15 protein-coding genes are annotated in these 20,010 nt (G+C 48.4%); 12 read left to right on the forward strand and 3 right to left on the reverse strand.

What is annotated here, in order from left to right:
- Window positions 1-78 precede the first annotated feature (78 nt).
- The 6 genes from AM1_RS25470 (at window position 79) to AM1_RS25495 (ending at window position 5,533) form a co-directional block, all read left to right on the forward strand.
- Window positions 79-1,263 (forward strand): TRC40/GET3/ArsA family transport-energizing ATPase, encoded by a 1,185-nt coding sequence (locus tag AM1_RS25470; RefSeq protein ID WP_012165801.1) that lies wholly within the window; start codon window positions 79-81, stop codon window positions 1,261-1,263.
- Window positions 1,264-1,331: 68 nt separating this feature from the next.
- Window positions 1,332-2,075 carry a 3-oxoacyl-[acyl-carrier-protein] reductase gene (fabG, locus tag AM1_RS25475; protein WP_012165802.1) on the forward strand — a complete coding sequence of 248 codons (744 nt, stop codon included), beginning with the start codon at window positions 1,332-1,334 and terminating at the stop codon, window positions 2,073-2,075.
- A gap of 214 nt (window positions 2,076-2,289) precedes the next feature.
- Complete coding sequence (locus AM1_RS25480) at window positions 2,290-3,267, forward strand: acetyl-CoA carboxylase carboxyltransferase subunit alpha (protein ID WP_012165803.1); 978 nt, start codon at window positions 2,290-2,292, stop codon at window positions 3,265-3,267.
- Between the two features lie 218 nt (window positions 3,268-3,485).
- The gene (locus tag AM1_RS25485) at window positions 3,486-4,211 is read left to right on the forward strand and encodes an SDR family oxidoreductase (RefSeq protein WP_012165804.1); all 726 of its coding nucleotides are present in this window, start codon (window positions 3,486-3,488) and stop codon (window positions 4,209-4,211) included.
- A gap of 106 nt (window positions 4,212-4,317) precedes the next feature.
- A complete protein-coding gene (gene folE, locus AM1_RS25490; protein ID WP_148215972.1) occupies window positions 4,318-4,971 on the forward strand; it encodes a GTP cyclohydrolase I FolE in 654 nt (217 codons plus the stop codon).
- 106 nt (window positions 4,972-5,077) lie between these two features.
- Window positions 5,078-5,533: a pentapeptide repeat-containing protein gene (locus tag AM1_RS25495; RefSeq protein WP_012165806.1), complete on the forward strand. Its 456-nt coding sequence runs from the start codon at window positions 5,078-5,080 to the stop codon at window positions 5,531-5,533.
- 15 nt (window positions 5,534-5,548) lie between these two features.
- On the opposite strand, the gene AM1_RS25500 is transcribed toward AM1_RS25495, so the two are convergent.
- Entirely contained in the window at window positions 5,549-6,826 is a 1,278-nt protein-coding gene (locus tag AM1_RS25500) for a response regulator (RefSeq protein WP_041660515.1), read from the reverse strand.
- Between the two features lie 11 nt (window positions 6,827-6,837).
- Window positions 6,838-9,255 carry a CHASE2 domain-containing protein gene (locus AM1_RS25505; protein ID WP_012165808.1) on the reverse strand — a complete coding sequence of 806 codons (2,418 nt, stop codon included), beginning with the start codon at window positions 9,253-9,255 and terminating at the stop codon, window positions 6,838-6,840.
- 211 nt (window positions 9,256-9,466) lie between these two features.
- On the opposite strand from AM1_RS25505, the gene AM1_RS41245 reads away from it, so the two are divergent.
- The 4 genes from AM1_RS41245 (at window position 9,467) to AM1_RS25520 (ending at window position 17,105) form a co-directional block, all read left to right on the forward strand.
- Complete coding sequence (locus AM1_RS41245; protein ID WP_148215827.1) at window positions 9,467-9,649, forward strand: hypothetical protein; 183 nt, start codon at window positions 9,467-9,469, stop codon at window positions 9,647-9,649.
- Between the two features lie 13 nt (window positions 9,650-9,662).
- Window positions 9,663-9,857, forward strand: a complete 195-nt coding sequence (locus tag AM1_RS25510; RefSeq protein ID WP_012165810.1) for a hypothetical protein — start codon at window positions 9,663-9,665, stop codon at window positions 9,855-9,857.
- Between the two features lie 110 nt (window positions 9,858-9,967).
- The gene (locus tag AM1_RS25515) at window positions 9,968-10,774 is read left to right on the forward strand and encodes a DUF928 domain-containing protein (protein WP_238549075.1); all 807 of its coding nucleotides are present in this window, start codon (window positions 9,968-9,970) and stop codon (window positions 10,772-10,774) included.
- Window positions 10,775-10,826: 52 nt separating this feature from the next.
- Window positions 10,827-17,105, forward strand: a complete 6,279-nt coding sequence (locus AM1_RS25520; protein WP_012165813.1) for a CHAT domain-containing protein — start codon at window positions 10,827-10,829, stop codon at window positions 17,103-17,105.
- Between the two features lie 22 nt (window positions 17,106-17,127).
- On the opposite strand, the gene pyrC is transcribed toward AM1_RS25520, so the two are convergent.
- Window positions 17,128-18,165 carry a dihydroorotase gene (gene pyrC / locus AM1_RS25525; protein ID WP_012165814.1) on the reverse strand — a complete coding sequence of 346 codons (1,038 nt, stop codon included), beginning with the start codon at window positions 18,163-18,165 and terminating at the stop codon, window positions 17,128-17,130.
- Between the two features lie 208 nt (window positions 18,166-18,373).
- Here pyrC and AM1_RS25530 point away from each other — a divergent pair, with 208 nt between their 5' ends.
- Both AM1_RS25530 and AM1_RS25535 read left to right on the forward strand, forming a co-directional pair.
- A complete protein-coding gene (locus tag AM1_RS25530; RefSeq protein WP_012165815.1) occupies window positions 18,374-19,012 on the forward strand; it encodes a toxin-activating lysine-acyltransferase in 639 nt (212 codons plus the stop codon).
- A 287-nt stretch (window positions 19,013-19,299) separates the two neighbouring features.
- Window positions 19,300-19,827, forward strand: a complete 528-nt coding sequence (locus AM1_RS25535; protein ID WP_238549076.1) for a toxin-activating lysine-acyltransferase — start codon at window positions 19,300-19,302, stop codon at window positions 19,825-19,827.
- Window positions 19,828-20,010: the final 183 nt, after the last annotated feature.

Genomic DNA, 20,010 nt, shown 5'->3' on the forward strand with positions numbered 1-20,010 from the left:
ATTAGAGTAATGTAAAGAGAGGTTAAGCTGCTTAGCCCAATTTAGTGTGTTGATGCCCAAAGCGATTGTAAGTAACCCATGCGCGTAATCTTAATGACTGGCAAAGGTGGGGTTGGTAAGACCTCTGTTGCTGCTGCTACTGGACTCCGCTGTGCCGAGCTGGGTTACAAGACCCTTGTTCTCAGTACCGATCCCGCCCATTCTTTAGCCGATAGCTTTGATATGGAGCTGGGCCATGAAGCCCTGGAGGTTAAACCTAATTTGTGGGGGGCTGAGTTAGATGCCCTGCTTGAATTAGAAGGGAATTGGGGCGCGGTTAAACGCTACATTACCCAGGTGCTGCAAGCCAGAGGACTTGAAGGGGTGCAGGCGGAAGAGCTAGCTATTCTCCCTGGCATGGATGAAATATTTAGCTTGGTGCGGATGAAGCGTCACTACGATGAGGGCACCTATGATGTCCTCGTGATTGACTCAGCACCGACCGGGACGGCTCTTCGTCTCCTGAGCTTGCCAGAAGTGGGCGGCTGGTATATGCGTCGGTTTTATAAGCCTTTCCAGCGCATGTCTGTGACCCTCAGACCTCTGGTAGAGCCCTTCTTTAAGCCTATTGTCGGTTTCTCACTGCCTGATGAAGAAGTGATGGATGCTCCCTATGAGTTTTACGAGCAGATTGAAGCCCTAGAGAAAGTATTAACAGACAATACCCAAACCTCCGTTCGCCTGGTCACCAACCCAGAAAAGATGGTGATCAAAGAATCCTTAAGAGCCCATGCCTATTTGAGTCTGTACAATGTCTCCACAGATATGGTGGTGGCCAACCGGATTATTCCTGACCATGTCTCTGATCCGTTCTTTATGCATTGGAAACAGAACCAGAACCAATATCGCCAGGAAATCCACGATAACTTTCAACCCTTGCCTGTTAAAGAAGTGCCTCTCTTTCAGGAAGAAATGTGTGGGTTAGAAGCCCTGGAGCGTTTGAAAGAAACCCTATATGACCAAGAAGATCCGACTCAGGTCTATCACAAGGAAACTACTTTAAGGGTGATTCAGGAGCAGGGACAGTACAGCCTAGAAGTGTATCTCCCCGGAATCCCTAAGAACCAGGTGGAGTTGAGTAAAACGGCGGATGAGCTGAATATCAGAATTGGTAATCACCGTCGTAATTTGGTTCTCCCCCAAGCGCTTGCTGCAATGCAGCCTGCCGGGGCCAAGATGGAAGAGGACTACCTCAAAATTAAGTTTAGTGGGGCTGCGGCATAGCCCACCGATACATCGGCCCCCGCAATGTCATAAGATAGTTGAGCAGATTTTTTGGCTCAGAACCGTTCATGAATTCATTGCAAGATAAGGTCGCAATCGTTACGGGTGCCTCTCGAGGGATTGGACGGGCTACCGCTTTAGCCTTAGCAGGTGAAGGGGCCAAAGTCGCTATTAACTACGCCAATTCTAGTGGTGCAGCGGATGCTGTCGTCGCCGAAATTACGGGTCAGGGGGGAGAAGCATTAGCCCTCCAGGCCAATGTGGCAGAAGCCGATCAGGTGGATACCCTATTTAAGACCGTGCTCGATAAATGGGGGCGGGCTGATGTATTGGTCAATAATGCAGGCATTACCCGAGATACTTTGCTGTTGCGGATGAAGCCGGAAGACTGGCAAGCCGTGATTAATCTCAATCTCACTGGAGTTTATCTCTGTACTCGGGCCGTCAGTAAGGTGATGCTCAAACAGCGCTCCGGTCGAATTATCAATATTGCTTCGGTCGCAGGACAAATGGGGAACCCAGGACAGGCCAACTACAGTGCTGCTAAGGCAGGGGTCATTGGTTTTACCAAGACGGTGGCCAAGGAGATGGCGTCTCGGGGAGTGACGGTGAATGCAGTGGCCCCTGGATTTATCGCCACGGATATGACGGAGGGGCTAGGGTCCGAAGAGATTATCAAATTTATCCCCTTGGGTCGATATGGCCAGCCTGAGGAAGTGGCCGGTATGATTCGGTTTTTAGCGGCTGATCCGGCGAGTGCTTATATTACCGGTCAGGTCTTTAATGTGGATGGTGGCATGGTGATGGCTTAGGCGATTTTCCTATCCCTAGAGATAGGATCGCTGTGGCGTCCCCCTTTATTGTGTAGTATTTTAAAGTGTTCTTAATGAAGTTGAGTTTGTTATCAAGCCAGCTTGAGGGTATTTGTTGCCCAGGGCACCCTTGCTAGGATCGATTAATTGTCTTTGGCACTATTAATCAGGACAACAAGGCTGAATTGTTTATCTTTTGACTAGGTATCTGCGAATGGCTGTTTCCGATCGCAAACTCCAACTGCTTGACTTTGAAAAACCCTTAGCTGAATTAGAGGATCGGATTGAGCAGATCCGTAGCCTCTCTGAGCAGAATGGGGTGGATGTTACGGATCAAATTGCCCAGCTAGAAGGTCGGGCTGAACAGCTTCGTCAAGAAATCTTTAGCAGTTTAACTCCGATGCAAGAGCTTCAGCTGGCTCGGCATCCTCGGCGTCCGAGTACCTTGGACTATATCCATGCCATTAGTGATGAATGGATGGAATTGCATGGTGATCGTCGGGGGTATGATGATCCAGCGATTGTTGGGGGTGTGGGTCGGATTGGTGGCCAGCCCGTGTTGATGTTAGGCCATCAAAAAGGACGCGATACCAAGGATAATGTGGCCCGCAACTTTGGTATGCCTTTTCCGAGTGGGTATCGGAAAGCAATGCGATTAATGGATCATGCGGATCGGTTTGGCTTGCCTATCATTTCTTTTATTGATACGCCTGCAGCCTGGGCCGGATTAGAAGCTGAACAATTTGGGCAGGGCGAAGCGATTGCCCTCAACCTCCGGGAAATGTTCCGACTCGATGTACCCATTATCTGTACAGTGATTGGAGAAGGTGGATCTGGGGGGGCCTTGGGAATCGGTGTGGGTGATCGGCTATTGATGTTTGAACATTCGATCTATAGCGTTGCGCCACCGGAAGCCTGTGCGGCGATCCTTTGGCGGGATGCCCAAGAAGGCCCTCAAGCTGCGGAAGCCCTCAAAATTACGGCGACGGATTTGCAAGAACTGGGGATAATCGACCAAATTTTGCCTGAGCCCCCTGGAGGAGCGCATGTTAATCCTATTAAGGCTGCAAATATTATTAAAACTGCGATTTTAAGTAATTTAGAAGAATTATGGCGTCTTAGCCCCCAAGAGCGTCGCCAACAGCGCTATCATAAGTTTCGGAATATGGGGATTTTTTCCCAGCTTCCTTGAGTATGCGCTCCATCTTGAACCAGTGGTATGATTACAGGGGCGCAACATTTGTTTACAATTAGCGTAAGCTCACGCGCTTTGACTGCCTCTCATCTGCGCTGATAGCTTCAAGGAGTCTACACCCGTCTTTTAAGTCCCTCAATGATTTGCTCGTTCATCTCGCAGAAGCGTTTGTTGTTGGGCAAGTTTTTACCGAGTATTGATTTTAGGAATTTTGCATGACTGCTCAACGGAAACTGCGAGCTCTGATTACAGGAGCGAGCAGGGGTATTGGTCGGGCCACGGCCGAAGCATTTGCTGCGTCCAATATTGATTTGGTTTTAGTCAGCCGCTCTCAAGCTCAGCTGGATGAATTAGCGCAGACTCTTCAAGAACAAGGGGTCGAAGTCCGTGGGGTTGCGATTAACTTGTCTGAAGTTGGCCAGGTAAAGTCTCAGATCAGTCAACTTTTAGATCAGGTCGGCTCCATTGATATTTTGATTAATAATGCTGGGATGGGGTATACCGGTGAGCTGATTGATATGCCTTTGGCTGATTGGCAAAGGGTGCTGGGTCTGAACGTGACCAGTGTATTTGAATGTGTGCAAGCGGTGTTGCCAGGGATGCGATCTCAACAGCAAGGCACCATCATAAATATCGTTTCCATTGCGGGGCAACAGGCGTTTCCCCAGTGGGGGGCCTATTGTGCTAGTAAGTTTGCCTTAATGGGCTTTACTAAGTCCCTCGCGCAGGAAGAGCGTCCCCACGGGATTCGGGTGACGGCTGTTTGCCCAGGTGCTGTGAATACGCCTTTGTGGGACACAGACACCGTAGATGCCGATTTTGACCGTAGCGCTATGCTCAGACCTGAGAATGTGGCTCAGTCGATTTTACATATTGTCCAGATGCCTCAAAATGCGGTGATTGAGGAGCTTGTCTTGATGCCGAACGCGGGGACATTCTAAATCTCCTTGTTGTCATCAACCCCCAACTCTTCTGTCAAATTTCCTACAATTAACTGAAACAATGACTACTTTTTCTCCTAAACCTTCTGATCAAGCCAATTCTTCTATGAACTCAACTTCTAATAACGCTCAGCTTCGTCCCGATCGCAGCTTATCTCAACGGGCCAAGGAGAAAGAGACCCATCGTCAAGCCAGCAAAGAAGAGATGATGGGAGCGGTAGAAACGATGCTGCTAGGGGTTGGTGAAGATCCAGAGCGGGAAGGTTTACTGAAAACACCGAAGCGGGTGGCTGAAGCCATGCGGTTTCTCACGAGTGGCTATCAGCAGTCCTTAGAAGATTTGGTGAACAATGCCATTTTTGATGAAGGCCATGATGAAATGGTCCTCGTTCGAGATATTGATGCCTTTAGTTTGTGTGAGCATCATATGTTGCCCTTTATCGGCAAAGCCCACGTGGCATATATCCCTAATCAAAAGGTGATTGGTCTGAGTAAGCTGGCCCGTATCGTAGAAATGTATTCTCGCCGGCTGCAGGTGCAAGAAAGATTGACTCGCCAAATTGCAGAAGCAGTACAAACGGCTTTAGAACCGAAGGGTGTGGCTGTGGTTATGGAAGCCAGCCATATGTGTATGGTGATGCGGGGCGTACAAAAACCAGGTTCCTGGACGGTGACGAGTTCTATGATCGGGGTCTTTCAGGACGATCATAAAACCCGAGAAGAGTTCTTAAATCTGATTCGGCATCCCCATAATTTCTAAGTTGGACTGGTAGGAAAATGCAAATCTGTTCTCTCTTCGGGGCATACTCAGGGTTGATACGCTTTTGTTGAGGGGGGATTCCTCCCATCTGTTGGAGTTATAGAACATGGGCAACCGTCGGCTCAAAAAAATAGGTCGCAAAGTTGCGATTTCTTTCTTGATTGGGAGTCTTGCTACATTCTTAGCACCATCAGTCAGAGCTGAGAAACCTGAACATTTGCAAAGGATTAAACAAACTCGAACCTGCTTTAACTGTGATCTCAAGAAGGCAGACTTAGCTAACATCTCTTTAAAGGGTGCTTTTCTGAGAGAGACCAATCTGCAAGAGGCTAATCTTGAAGGGGCTGATTTGCGGTTTGCTGTTCTGAAAAAGGTGAACTTCAAAAAAGCTAATCTTAAAAATGCCGATTTCACTGGGGCAATTTTGCATGATGTTAATTTGGATGATGCAGATCTAAAAGGGGCCACCTTACCCCCTAGATATCGGAGAAAATCCAATTCAAATTCTAAGATTCGTGCCCAAGAATTAATTATAGATGTCTTAAAACTGCAGCGCCGTTGATATTGCAAGCAAGACTTAAGTGAATACGCAACTGCCGCCATTGTTCCTTGCTTGCTGTAGGTTGCGATCACCGGCTTCTATGAATGCCTCAATGCCTATATCTGATGTGGGCTGGATGGAGGCGAGGCCAATACTAAAAGAAAAGGTCTCCTCTCCTTCCTTGACTTGCTTTGATAACTCTTGAGCAATTGCCTCAGCTTGGGCAGAAGTCTGTTGGGGTAAAACGATGGCAAAGGTGAAGGTGCCATATCGACAAACTAGATCATTCGGACCATGTACAGTTTGCTTGATAGTTTGAGCAATGCGATACAAATACTGGTCTCCTTTTTGGGAATTTCCACCTGAACCATAGAAATTGAAATGATCAAGTTGGCAGAGCATTAACGTCAAAGAGTGTTGGTCTTGAATGGCTTCATGCCAGGATGTCAAAAGGTAGGCGTCAAAGCGGCGGCGGTTGGCGACCTGGGTGACATCATCCAGGGCAGCTAGACGCTGCAGTTCTAAATTTGCTTGGTGGAGTTGTGCGTTTTGAGTCTTAAGCGCTTGCTGGAGTTGTTGAATTTTTAGTTGATTTTGTACTCGGGCTAAGACCTCTACGACCTTAAAGGGTTTGGTGATGTAATCTACTCCTCCCACAGAAAAGGCTTTGACCTTATCCCAAGATTCATCCAGAGCGCTAACGAAGACTACGGGAATGTCTTGGGTGGATGGATCAGCTTTAAGCTTTTGACAAACAGTGTAACCATCCATTTCTGGCATTTGAATATCTAAGAGAATCAACTGAGGTTGATCGAGAGACACGGCCTGGAGAGCAACATTGCCGTTGAGAGCTTGGAGAACTTCATAGCCCTGTTCTTCTAATACGTCTGTGAGCAACCGTAGATTTTGGGGTTGGTCATCCACCAGTAAGATTTTGACTTTTCCAGTGGGGACAGTGGGTTCAGGGGGTGGAGGTGCCTCGATAGAGGCGTTAGAGGATGGGTTATGCGCACTGCTGGTTTGAGTCGTGTTGCGCATCTCCTGAGTGAGGATGATTCGCACATTAGATTTTGAAACTTTTTTATCTAGGGCTTGGGACAGCAAATGCCAGAGTTTAGGGGCAACATCCTGTTTGACATATTTAGGGGAATAGCCACATTCATCTGCGAGCTGATCGTAGGTTTTGCGTTCTCCTTGCAAGGCCGTACTGAGGATACGCCGTTGAAGTTCACTGCAGTAGGTGTCCGTTTTTTGCAGGATTAAGTTTTCTGCAAATTCTAAGATGGGTTCACTGGAATGATCGATGTCGCTCATAGAAACGGACCTTAAGGTTTGTCTTGCGTTAATTTGGTCGTAACTTCAGTAATATGAGCATATTCATAGTTCTCGGCTAGCTCAATCAAATATTGGGAGGCTGATTCATATTCCGGTGGCATTTCGGATAAAAGCTGGATCACTTGTTTGCCCTTGAGTCGGAGGGCAGCATGGTGCAGTTCATCTAACCAGTTGGCGGACATCGATCCTAAGGCTTGATCAATGATCTCTGAACTAATGACGGCTGAGGGGAGTGCTTCTGGTTCAACCCTATCATTTGGTGGTGGGGGGGGAGCCACCCCGTCTGCAATATTTTGTAAACTGGCGTCACTGTCGGACTCTGCGATGGTGACTTGGGCCGTAAAGGTGAAGGTTGTCCCTTGCCCGACTTGGCTGGATACCTTGATATCCCCACCCATTAGCTGAGCGAATTGTTGACTAATGGGTAAACCAAGTCCTGTGCCAGCTTTCGATTTCTCTCCACTTTCAGTTTGTTCAAAAGGAACAAACAATTTGTGCAGTTCAGAAGCGGCAATTCCTTCGCCTGTGTCTTCAATTTCAAACCGTAATGTCAAACCTGCTGGTGTGGGTATGCTCCCTATGCGGAGAAAGATGTGTCCGGCCGGGGTGAATTTAAGGGCATTGCTCAACAAGTTGATGAGGACTTGTCGGAGTTTCTGGGCATCTCCGAATAAATAGGGTGGGAGATCGGGGGTGGCTTTAACCCGAAAGGCTAATCCTTTTTGTTCGATTCGAAGTCGAAAGATGCCTTCTACGGTCTCCAGTAAGGTACTGAGTTGGAAGGGACCTTCTCGCAGTTCTTGTTTTCCTGACTCTAGTTTGGCTAGAGATAAAATGTCGTTGATCAGTCCTAATAAGTGTTCGCCACTTTGGTTAATTAAGCGATTGCGTTTGTGATTGGCTTCAGAGAGAGTGGTGTCTTGGGCCATCATTTGGCTAAACCCCAGAATGGCATTGAGGGGCGTGCGTAATTCATGGCTCATTTTGGCGAGAAATTTTCCCTTGGCCCGACTGGCCATTTCGGCCGCTTCTTTGGCTTGGCTGAGCTCTAGATTTGATTGCTGAAGTTCGGAGGTTCGTTGGGCAACCTGAATTTCCAGATCGGTTTTGGCCTGTTCCAGGATGCGAAGGGTCTGTTGTTGGGCTTTGACCTTGGTTTGGATGAAGCGATCGTACTGATAGAAGGCATCTAGACTGAGGCTGATTAGCAGAAAGCTGGCTAGGGTTGGGACCACGGGTAGCCACCATCCCCAAAGTAGTGCTAGATAGCTGATGCCGGATACCAGTAATGCGGAGAGTGCGATCGCAAGTATCGTATACCGAGGTGAGTGAATATAGGCGGCAACAATGATGCCCACTAGACCGCCGCCCAAAATACAGAGGTACTCTATCCAATCTGGCCAAGTACTGATCAGCGGTCGTTGATCTAAAGTTGCACTCAGAATTTGACTAATGGCATGAGCATGTATCTCAATGCCATAGACCCAGTTTGCTTTCGGAGAGATGATGGAGGGAATGGCAGCGGGAGAATAGTCCTGGAAGCTAGGGGTGGTGATGCCAATCAGGACGATACGATTTCTGACTGAATCCGGTGAAACATTGCCTGATAGTAATTTATGAAATGAGACAGTCTCAAATGCTTTGGGATGGTTGCGAAAATTGAGCAGCATTTGGACATCTGCATTCCCAGTATTGGTGCGAATATAGCCCCCAAAATTAGGTCGAATTCGAGGAATCTCCGCAGACTTAAATCTCATGGCTACGGGATCATTGATGCCATTATCTAGATGGATATTTTGGGCAATTAGAAATTTCTCGGCTAGGAGTAATGCTAGGGAGTATCGGAAGACTTGTTTTTTCGTTTGAGTTCCCAGCATGACCCGACGTTGGCTACCGTCCAGATCGACAGGGGCATCAGCAAATCCAACTCGGTCTAGGGGTAAGCCGGGGGGAGGATTCACTCGTTCCGATTGGTTCTCATCCAGTTCTTTCTTATTCTCATCCAGAATTTTATCGATACCAAATAGATTTTCCATCTCCTGAAAGGCGGTGGCCAAGTCTGCTGAACCCGGTTCTACGGGGATATCTCGGAATAAATCCAGACCAATTGCTCTAGGCTCATGCTCTTGAAGAATGTTGAGCGACTGGGCGAGGTATTGATCGGGAATGGGATAGCGGCCAATCGAGCGAATACTATCCTCATCAATCGTGACCAACAGAATGCGTTTGTCTTGGGTTTCTGTCGGTTGATATTTCAGAAAGAGATCTAAGACTTGCAATTCCCAGGATTGGAAGGTTCCTGCCCATCGTCCACCGAGGATTAGGCCCAGTATAAGTAAGCTGGGGAGCGCCACAAGCTTCAGTGGGGCTAATGGTTGACGAAGTTTATGCCAAATCTCAGACTTCAATCCTTATCCCCTTAATTCGTGATATGTGATATGAACCCATTCCCCCTGCAATCCTCGAATTCTGGTCTAGATTTCGTTTTGAAGATCAACCTGAACGCTCTGATTATCAATACCTGAACTTTGGCTGAAGTTTCCTGATGATAACGGGATTTTTTCTGCCAACAAGCTCAATTAAGGTAATTTCAATAACCGAATTACGGGGAGATCTGATATGCCTTCTGACTTTAGGTATGGAGAACCGATACACATTACACTGCCATCATTGTCATCAATGATGGCAGTGATAAAGGAGCAATTTCAGGAATGGGTCCGTCGAGAAATTATTGATTTTGACCCCTATGACGACGAAGGGGGATTAAGCAATTTTCCAGAAGAATTGAGAATAGATAAATAAAGGAGGTATTACTATGTTTTTAGAGAAAACCCGCCACTACTTCCGTTCCGCTACCCAACGATTACGAGTGTCATTAGAACCTTGGCAGGAGGCCGCTTTGGGATGGATCGATCAGAACTTACAGATCATTGCTGATCGAGATGATTGTTCTACTCAGGGGCAAACAGAACAGATTGCGATCGCATTTTGTACCGTCAGTGCTAAGTGAGGTATGCACCTATGGTTATGGCTCATCTCAATCCAATTCATCTGCTGAAAAGGCGCCGGGGAGAAAGACAGAACGGCTTCAGCTATCGTTTCGGGCTAGGTCTATTGCTCGTGTCCCTGTCGATATTGCCTTCCCCCGCTTGGGCAAGACGATATCAGCCGCCCAAGGGTGATCCGCCGAAAGGTAAGTTTGGGTCCAATGGTTCTCGGGGTTGTAGTTCTGCCCCATCCAAGTCATCGGCTTTGAGTCGTCCAACGGTGCCAGAGCAAAATCATGCCCAGACGGCAGCGGCTCAGCCCAGCAGCATTCCCGTTACCCTGTTAGCTCCCAGTACTCATGTGGGGAGAACCAGTGTGGTGGCACCTACGCTGGCTTGGTTTGTAACGGCAACGGATCCCTATCGCGTCAGAATTTCTCTATTTATTCTGGATGCGGATCAAAGTTCTGAACTGATCCATGAGTTGGAATATATCGAAACGTCTTCTGGACTGGTTCAATACACTGTGCCAGCGGACCAGACCACCCTTGAGGATGGCCAACGGTTTTTTGTGGAGTTGAGTATTGCCTGTAAACCGGATGACGATCGATTTAGTCCCCCCTTTGTGGCTGAAGTAGATGTTGATTTGCCGGATACTGCTTTAAAAAAGGCATTATCGAAAGCTGAGACGCCTAGTCAGAAAGCAGCGTTGTTTGCAAAAGCCGGTTATTGGTTTGATGCGGTTAGAGAGCTGTTATTGGAAGCCAATGAGTCCCAGTCATACCAAAAACTTCGGACCTTTCTGAAGGAACAAGCTCAGGCTGGTGAAGGGGAAAAGCATAGCCAGACATTGGTTAATATTGCTGATCAGCTAGAGGATACAAATCTAAAGTCTGTTGTGCGGCCTTTGGATATGAACCCATCCCCCGCTACCCCTTGAATTGAAAGTTGTGTGTTCCCGTCTTTAGTACACTTTCATTAGCCATAAGATTATGAAAAGGATTGGGTGCGATCGCATCCTGATACAACATTGGGTAAGGCCAGCCATTGCTCCCCTGATGGGAGTGATTTTGAGTCCACTGATGTTCTCGAAAATGGTGTTGGCTCAACTAATTGTCCCCGACAATACCTTGGGACCAGAACAGTCTGTTGTTGCCCCGGGCGCGACGGCTGACGAATTTTTTATCGATGGTGGGGCTCAGCGAAATACTGCCCTGTTCCATAGCTTTGAACGCTTTGGCATCAATCCCAATCAAACTGTTTTTTTCAGTAACCCGGCTATTGTCGAAAATATCTTTACCCGGGTGACCGGGGGGACGGCTTCCAACATTAATGGGTTGCTGGGTGTGGACGGTCCAGCTAATCTGTTTTTCGTCAATCCCAGTGGGATTTTGTTTGGCCCCAATGCTCAGTTGGATGTGGCAGGTGCATTTGTAGCCACTACGGCGGATCGATTTTTGCTGCCCAATGGTAATTCCTTTAATGCGGTGAATCCAAATGCGCCCCCGCTGCTGACGGTTTCGGTACCCTTGGGGGTGCAGTTTGGCGCTACTCCTCAACCTATCTCAGTCAATGGTTCCACTCTAGAAACGGCCGTAGGAGAACCCTTCGCCTTGTTGGGGGGGCAGGTCAATCTCAATGGAGCTGAAATTTTGGCACCTGGAGGCCGGGTGGGTCTCAGTGGCCTGTCCCAACCTGACACTCTCCTTTTTGATTTAGAAGCAGCAACACCTGATACTTTTCTGACTGTTCCGGTGGGGGGACGGTCTAATCTGACCCTCACTAATTCAACCATCGATACGGTAGAAGAGGGTGGGGGAGATATTGTCTTTGAGGCTGGGAATACCTCTCTCAATCAAACGAATCTATTCGTGGGGCTGAATGCGGATGTTGCTGATGTTAATGCCCAAGGTGGATCCGTTCTTCTGAATGGAACTGGGGATATTCAACTCATTGACAGTACTGTTCGAAGCTTGGTAGAAGATCTGGGGCAAGGTGAAACCGTCAGGATTAGCGGCCAGAATCTGACTCTGCAGGACAATTCTCAGATTTTGACGAGTACGTTAGGAGATAGCTCTAGTGGCGATATCCGCATTGATCTAACCAACCGTCTTCGCCTAGAGAGAGGGTCAGAAATTGTAAGCCAATCCTCAGCGGATGGGTTTATGAGTGATGCAGGATCTATCTTAATCAACGCACCTGATATTCGTCTTAGTTTCAGCTCTGGCATTAGCTCTGAGAGTGCTGGATCGGGAGGAGATATTCGTATTACGACGAATTCTCTTTGGGTTCGAGAGGAAAGTGGTATTAGCACGAGAAAACTGGGACCGAATACCTCGGAGGGAGATATTCGCATTCAGGCCAATAGTATTTTGGTGGATGATCGAGGCGGACCCACGCTAGATCGATCGCCGATTGGGATTACAACTAGTGTGACCTTCTTCCCTGAAGATTTAGGACTACCCCCTGAAACCCTGGGTGGAACAGGAGGAAACATCGAGATAGATACCCAGAATCTGACCCTAATTGGTGGACTGATTGCTCCCGTTGTCTTTGGGAATGCCCAAGGGGGAGATCTGACGATTCGAGCTGGAGATACAGTCCAGTTAATTGGGGATCCAGCCGCAGCTCGAACGGACTTTGCTGGGGTGGCCGAGTTGTCCACTGCCATTCGGGATTCGACAACGGAGGGGTTTAGTGGCGATATACGCATCAATGCTCGCCATTTAATTCTGAGAGATGGTTCCATTATTGATGCTGGGGCTGAAGGGTTAGGCAATAGCGGCGATATCTTTATCAACACAACAGAGTCCGTGACCCTGCAAGGCACCTTGAATGGACAGCCCAGCCGGATTCTGACCCAATTGCAAAACCCTGGTCTGTTTGAAGGCGGCAATATCGATCTGGTAACTGGACGGCTAACCATACAAGATGGTGGACAGATTTCAACCTCAACTACGACTAACTCGATTGGGAATGGGGGAGATATCTCAGTCGTTGCCAATCAAAGTGTTCTAATCACTGGTTCATCGCCTCGGGTGACATTACCTGCTGCTGATGCAGATTCCCCTTTTGTTCTGGATTCAACGAATACCCTATTCCCGAGCGGGATCTTTGCTACTGCACCCGGTGATGGGAATGCCGGTGGGATAGAAGTTGTTTCTCCCAATATCACCTTGAGAAATGGTGCTCAATTGTCAGTGAGCAGTAGGAATGATGGCTCGGCAGGAAATTTATTTGTGCGTTCCAACAGGTTTGTATTGGATGATGCAGCCCTGTTAGCTGAGGCTGTGGAAGGGAATCAGGCGGATATTGGGTTGATCGTCAGGGATTCCTTGCAAATCCTGAATGGGAGTCGAATCTCAACGCTGGCTGGAGGGAATGCTGATGGCGGCAATATTGAATTAACAACGGGGCAGCTGACGATACGAGATGGAGGGCAGATCACGGCATCGACCACTGCTGATTCCGTTGGGAATGGCGGGATTGTAAGGGTGAATGCCAATCAAGGTATTTCCATCACTGGCTCTATGCCATCTCCCACTGGGATTTTTACCAGCTCTTTAGGGGAAGGGGATGCCGGTGATGTGGAGATTGTGACCCCCACTTTAATGGTCAGTAATGGTGCTCAAGTTTCCGTGAGTAGTTCGGCGGGTGCTGCGGGATTTTTATCCATTGACGCCAACAAGGTTACCTTGGATAATTCCGCACTTCTGGCTGAGGCGGCTGACGGAAACCTGGCTGATATACGGCTATCCATTCGTGACTCACTGCAACTGCTCAAGGGGAGTCGGATTTCGACGGTGGCTGGGGGGAATGCGGATGGCGGCAATATTGAATTAACGACTGGGCAGCTGACGTTACGAGATGGGAGCCAGATTTTGGCATCGACGACTGCTGATTCAGTGGGAAATGGTGGCGTTGTTCAAGTTAATGCTAATCAAGGTATTTTGATTACTGGTTCATCGCCAGTTCCCAGTGGAATTTTTGCTAGCTCTCTGGGAGAGGGAGATGCCGGCGATGTGGAGATTGTTACCCCCGCTTTAATGGTCAGTAATGGTGCTCAAATTTCGGTGAGCAGTGCGATGGGGGCTGCGGGCCTTTTATTTATTGATGCCAACACCGTTGTTTTGGATAATGCTGGACTCCTGGCTGAGGCAGTGGAAGGGAATCTTGCCAATATCGAGCTGTCGGTTCGAGATTCATTGCAGCTTCTGAACGGAAGTCGGATCTCAACCGTTGCTAGTGGTGATGCGGATGGAGGCAATATCTTTATTGGCGGGACTGATACACAGCTACTGCGATTTTTAACCCTCCAAGGCGGTTCAATTATTTCTGCAGAAAATTCTGGTGGATTTGGTGATGGCGGAAGTATTGATATTAGTGCTCAGTTTATTATTGCTTTTCCCAGTGAACTGAATCGCATTATTGCCAATGCCTTTGAGGGGGACGGAGGCGATATTGATATTTTTACGAATGCAATTTTTGGCCCACAGTTTCTCAACATCTCTGCATCGTCGCAGTTAGGGTTGAATGGCGAGATTAATATTGAGACCATTGCTACGGATCCGGCGAGTGCCCTCAGTCAACTCCCCGAAAATGTGTTGGATTCAAGTACGCGAATTGCAGATGCTTGCGCTGTTCCGCGTACGGGGCAATCGCAATTTGTGGTGACGGGCCGAGGTGGGTTACCTCTGATGCCCTCCAGCCGACCCGCCGGGAGTTATCTGTTAGTGGATTTAGGTACTCAAGCACTTCCGGAGGTTACACCTGCTTTGCAAGAAGCGAAGCAGCTAGTGGTTACAGCCAGGGGAGACTATTACCTGCAGGGAGAATCGTCTCGTACCCTCCCCAAGCTGCTAGAAGAGGGTCGTCAAGCCTATCAACAGGCTAACTATGCCGATGCAGTTGTCCACTGGACGCAAGCTGCAACTCAATTATCCAAACACCCTGATGCATATGCTTCAGTTCAGAGTCATTTAGCTTTGGCCTACCATTATCTAGGAGATTGGGAGCAGGCGAGAAGCGCGATAGAGTCTAGCCAAAGGGCATTGACCCCTGACCTCATAGCTGAGCAACCTGCTCTTCAGGCTCAGGTGCTAAGTGCAAGGGCGAGTTTATTCCTTGCTCGGGGTGATACTCGTAGCGCTCTGGAGGATTGGCAAGCGGCGGCGAATGCCTATCAACGGGCGGGGGATGATTCGGGTAACCTGCAGGTACAGTTGAATCAGATTCAGGTTCTCCAAGATCTGGGCTATTTGCGCCAAGCTCAACAGCAGCTCGTGCAACTGATGCAGATTCTAGAGCAACAGCCGCCGTCACCCGTAAAGGCGATGACTCAGTTGAATCTGGGGAAAGTGTCGCGGGCTGAAGGGAACATGTTGCGATCGCAACGCCAAATCGAAGCTGCTCTAAATACCGCTCAATCCCTCAACCAGCCAGCCCTAACCAGTACTATCCTTCTGAATTTAGGCCATACTTTTCGGGGACAGGGAAATACCCAGAAGGCTTTGGATTACTATCAACAGGCCCTTGGAATTGCACCGACCCCTCTGATTCAATTTCAGGTGCAAGTGAGTCGGTTTGATCTGTTAGTTGCTCAAAAAAATCCTGCAACATCAGAGCTTTTGCAAGAGCTACAGGAGCAAACAGGATCGCTTCCCAGCAGTAGAGAGGGGATTTATGCACAACTCCACTTGATCGAAACGGTTCTGACTGCGGCAAAGAAGGATGAGTCCTCGACTCTATTGGACTTACTGAACCGAGCACAAAGTCAAGCCCAAGGGTTAGATGATCCCAATGCTCAGTCTTACATTCTGGGGTATCAGGGACGGATTTATGGTGAGGCTCAACAATGGTCCCAGGCGGTGTCTTTGACGGAGCAAGCCTTACAACATGTCCATCGGCAGCAATCTCCAGAAGTGCTGTATCAACTGGCTTGGCAATTGGGCCGCTATCGTCGCCAACTCGGCAATCGCCAAGGGGCAATTTCGGCCTATCTCGATGCTGTGGCAGCCCTGGACTCTTTACGAGGAGATCTCAAAACAGCGAGTGATGATGTTCGCTTTACCTTCAGAGATGGAGTAGAACCCGTCTATCGAGAGTTGGTGGGGCTGCTGCTAGAGGGGGATATGACCCAGGCAGATTCTTCGAGTAATCTAAGGCGTGCCCGCAAGCTCATCGAAAATTTGCAGCTCAATGAAATTCGAGACTACTTTCAGGATGCTTGTGTGCAAGCCGAACCGCGAGAAGTGGATCAAGTGGATCCAAACGCAGCGGTCATTTATCCCATTGTTTTAGAGGATCGAGTCGATGTAATTATCAGTATCGGTGATCAACCCCTGCGCCACTACAGTACGCCGATTGAGCCTGGACAAGTGGATGATACGGTGAAACAACTGTTGCGATCCCTAACCACGCCCTTGGGGTCCGTTCAGAAGAAAAACCTCACTAAACTTAAGCAAATTTACGACTGGGTGGTAGAGCCAGCAGCTGCAGATCTAGCCCAACAGGATGTGGAAACGTTGGTGTTTGTCGCCGATGGAGCCTTGCGCACCTTACCCTTGACCATGCTCTACGATGGCGAGCAATATTTGATTGAACAATATAATGTGGCGCTCTCCCCCGGTTTAGATCTATTAGCGCCTCGTCCCCAGGCGAGAGAAAAGGTAAAGCTGCTTGTGGGAGGCGTAAGTGAGGCTCGGTCTGGTTTCCCGGCTTTGCCCTATGTAGCCAAAGAAGTAGAGCAGATTACGTCACAGATTCAAGAACATGCTGTTCTGTTTAACCAAGATTTGACCCAACAGAATTTGAAGGATTACCTGACAGAAGTATCTTCTGAAGTGGTGCATTTGGCGACCCATGCTGAGTTTGGTGCTAGCCCTGAAGATACGTTTATTCTCACTTGGGAAGGGAGACTCTCGATTCAGGCGATGGCCTCTTTACTCCGAACTCGTATTCGCACGTCTGAGGTTCCCATTGATTTGCTCGTCTTGAGTGCTTGTGAAACGGCTACGGGAAATAGTCGGGCGGTGCTTGGTATTGCCGGGATGGCGATTCGATCCGGCGTTCGTAGTACTTTGGCTGGCTTATGGGCGTTGGATGATCAGGCGGCTGCGGCGTTTATGGGGCATTTTTATAAAGCGTTGGCTCAACCCCATACCACGAAGGCCGCAGCGTTTCGTCAGGCCCAGTTGGCTTTGATGAAGGACCCACAATTTAAAGCCCCCTATTTTTGGAGTCCATTTGTGCTGGTAGGTAACTGGCTGTGATTTGGTCTGCTGATGGGCAATACTATCCGTCCATTATCTTCCAGGTGATTTCTTCTCCTGCCCTGAGGGGGACAAGGCCAGTTCCTGGGAAGGGGACTTCATCAGGGATTTGCCAAGTCTGTTTCGCCAAAGTGATTGTCTTGGTATTGCGGGGAAGTTGGTAAAAGTCTGGACCATAGAAGCTGGCAAAGGCTTCCAGTTTGTCGAGGGCATTCGCACTTTCAAATGCTTCCGCATATAATTCCATGGCATGGAGGGCCGAATAGCAACCAGCGCAGCCACAGGACTGCTCTTTCGAATTGCGGGCATGGGGGGCGCTATCGGTGCCGAGAAAAAACTTGGGATTGCCGGATGTCGCTGCCTGCAACAGCGCCTGCCGATGTTTCTCTCGTTTCAGAATCGGCAGGCAATAATAATGGGGACGAATTCCTCCTTTAAATATGGCATTACGACTGAATAGAAGGTGTTGAGGCGTGATCGTTGCACCAATGTTTTCGTTGGTATTGAGGACAAACGTCACTGCTTCGGAGGTGGTGATATGTTCAAGTACCACTCGCAGTTTAGGAAATCGCGATACGAGGGGAATCAGGTGGGTTTCGATAAACACTTTTTCGCGATCAAACACATCAATATTGGTGTCGGTCACTTCTCCATGGAGTAACAGCGGGATATCTTCTTGCTCCATGGCTGCGAAGATGCGATCGCATTTCCGAATATCCGTCACACCAAAGTCAGAATTGGTAGTTGCCCCTGCTGGATAGTATTTCACCGCCTTGACAAATTTCGATGCTTTGGCAGCACTGATTTCTTCAGGGCTAGTATTGTCGGTCAGATAGAGGGTCATCAAAGGTTCAAAGGTTTGACCCACTGGAAGGGCTGCCAAAATTCGGTTCCGATAGTCTGCAGCATCAGCCACGGTACGGACTGGGGGCTTTAGATTGGGCATAACAATGGCCCGAGCGAACTGGCGTGCCGAGTGGGGGAGAACTGCCTTTAAGGCATCTCCATCCCGTAGATGGAGGTGCCAATCGTCGGGCCGAGTGAGGGTGAGTTTTTGCATCTCTCAATCATAAATTCTTGTCGTTAGCTTACTCCACATCCTTTTGCTTTAGTCACGGGAGCAGACAAGCAGAAAACACCTGAACTTACCTGAATAAATCGGGATTTTATCTACCGTTTGATTTGGCGATAGTAGGGACATCAACGAAGCAACGACCACACAGGACAGCTTCTAAATCTTTTAACCCAATCAATACAGGTAATCCATCATGACCACTACCCCCGCAACAACTGAATTCGATCTAGAGCAAATCCAAGAAGCACCTGAAGCAGACCTCGTGATACCCGTTGATAACGCAGCTATCCCTGAACCTATTGAAGCGACAGATGGCCATCCAGAACAAGATGCTATTACTTCAGGTTCAACTGAAGAACAAGCCCCTACTCCTGAACAACGGGAAGAGGCTCAAGCTCAAACCTCACCAGAGGTGATGCGGCAGCGATTACAACTTTTAGGCGGCATTACTTGGTTAATGTTGCAATCTCCCCAACACTGGCATTGCACCATCGAAGAATTAGAAGCGAGAATTTTACCCAGTCTCACCCTCAACCAATTTCGTTATTACGAAGTCGGTGGTCAGCCTATCGGATTTGTGAGTTGGGCTTACTTGTCCGATGAGGCAGAAGAGAAGTATCAAACTGGAGAATACAAGCTGCTTCCCCAAGAGTGGCGGAGTGGTGAACGGCTTTGGTGTACCGATTTTATTTCACCTTTTGAGCATGACCAAAGTATATTTGAGGACTTGCGCCAGACGATTTTTCCCCAGGGCACAACAGCAAAAATGATCCGCACCCAAGAAGATGGCTCTCGCTCCATCGTTGAATATCAACTGGGATCCAATGAATAAGAGACATCACCCAAGCTGAAGTTGTAATAGATGCGCTTCAGACCACCCAAATTTTAAAAATTGAATGATCACCTCACTCCTGTGGAATGGTTTGACTTGCACTCAAAGCCTATTCTGCAGGACTTTCTTTTGGGTTAGAGAGATAAAGAAACACCTGAACTTACCTGAATAAATCGGGATTTTATCTTCCCAGAGATTTGGCGATAGTAGACCCATAGACTCATAGATAACTTCTCCAGTTTCTCGTCTAGCCTTGCTTTTCCACCCCATCACTAGAGGTAATGATCATGATGACTCAAGATATGCCAACAACATTCGATACCACTCCAGATCAGATTGAGGCTCCTGAAACACCCCTATCAGCGACAGCCAGTGCAGATGATCTGCCTCAAGTCACCCCAGAAGACGTGCAACAACGGCTGCAATTGCTGGGATCAATCACTTGGTTGATGATGCAGTCTCCTCTCCATCGGTCTTACACCCTTGCAGAACTCGAAGCCCGCATCTTACCGAGCTTGATGCATGATCAATTTCGCTATTACCAAGTGGGCGGACAGCCCGTGGGATTTCTCAATTGGGCCTGGCTTTCGGAAGAGGTGGAAGCGACTTATCAAACGGGAGAATACCAACTATTATTTCCCGAGTGGAAATGTGGTGACCGCCTTTGGTACCCCGAATTTATCGCCCCCTTCGGTCATGCTCGCCACATCGTCAAAGATATTCGCAAAAACATCTTCACCAAGGGCACCCCCGCTAAAGCGCTTCGGGTGGATGCTGATGGCAATCTGCGTTCCATCGCCAAGTACACCCTCTAAGTTTATTTGGCACTAATCATTCTATTTCTCTCAGTCAGAGGCCCCTGCATTGCAGGGGCTTTTTTTTGATGGCCATTCGTCCTTACACCTGAATTGAGGTCCTGAACATTTACCTGAATTTAACTGAATAAATCGGGATTTTTTCTACTTGGCGATTTGGCGATAGTGCATTTAGTCAATCGA

Source organism: Acaryochloris marina MBIC11017 (assembly GCF_000018105.1).
Taxonomy (GTDB): Bacteria; Cyanobacteriota; Cyanobacteriia; order Thermosynechococcales; family Thermosynechococcaceae; genus Acaryochloris; species Acaryochloris marina.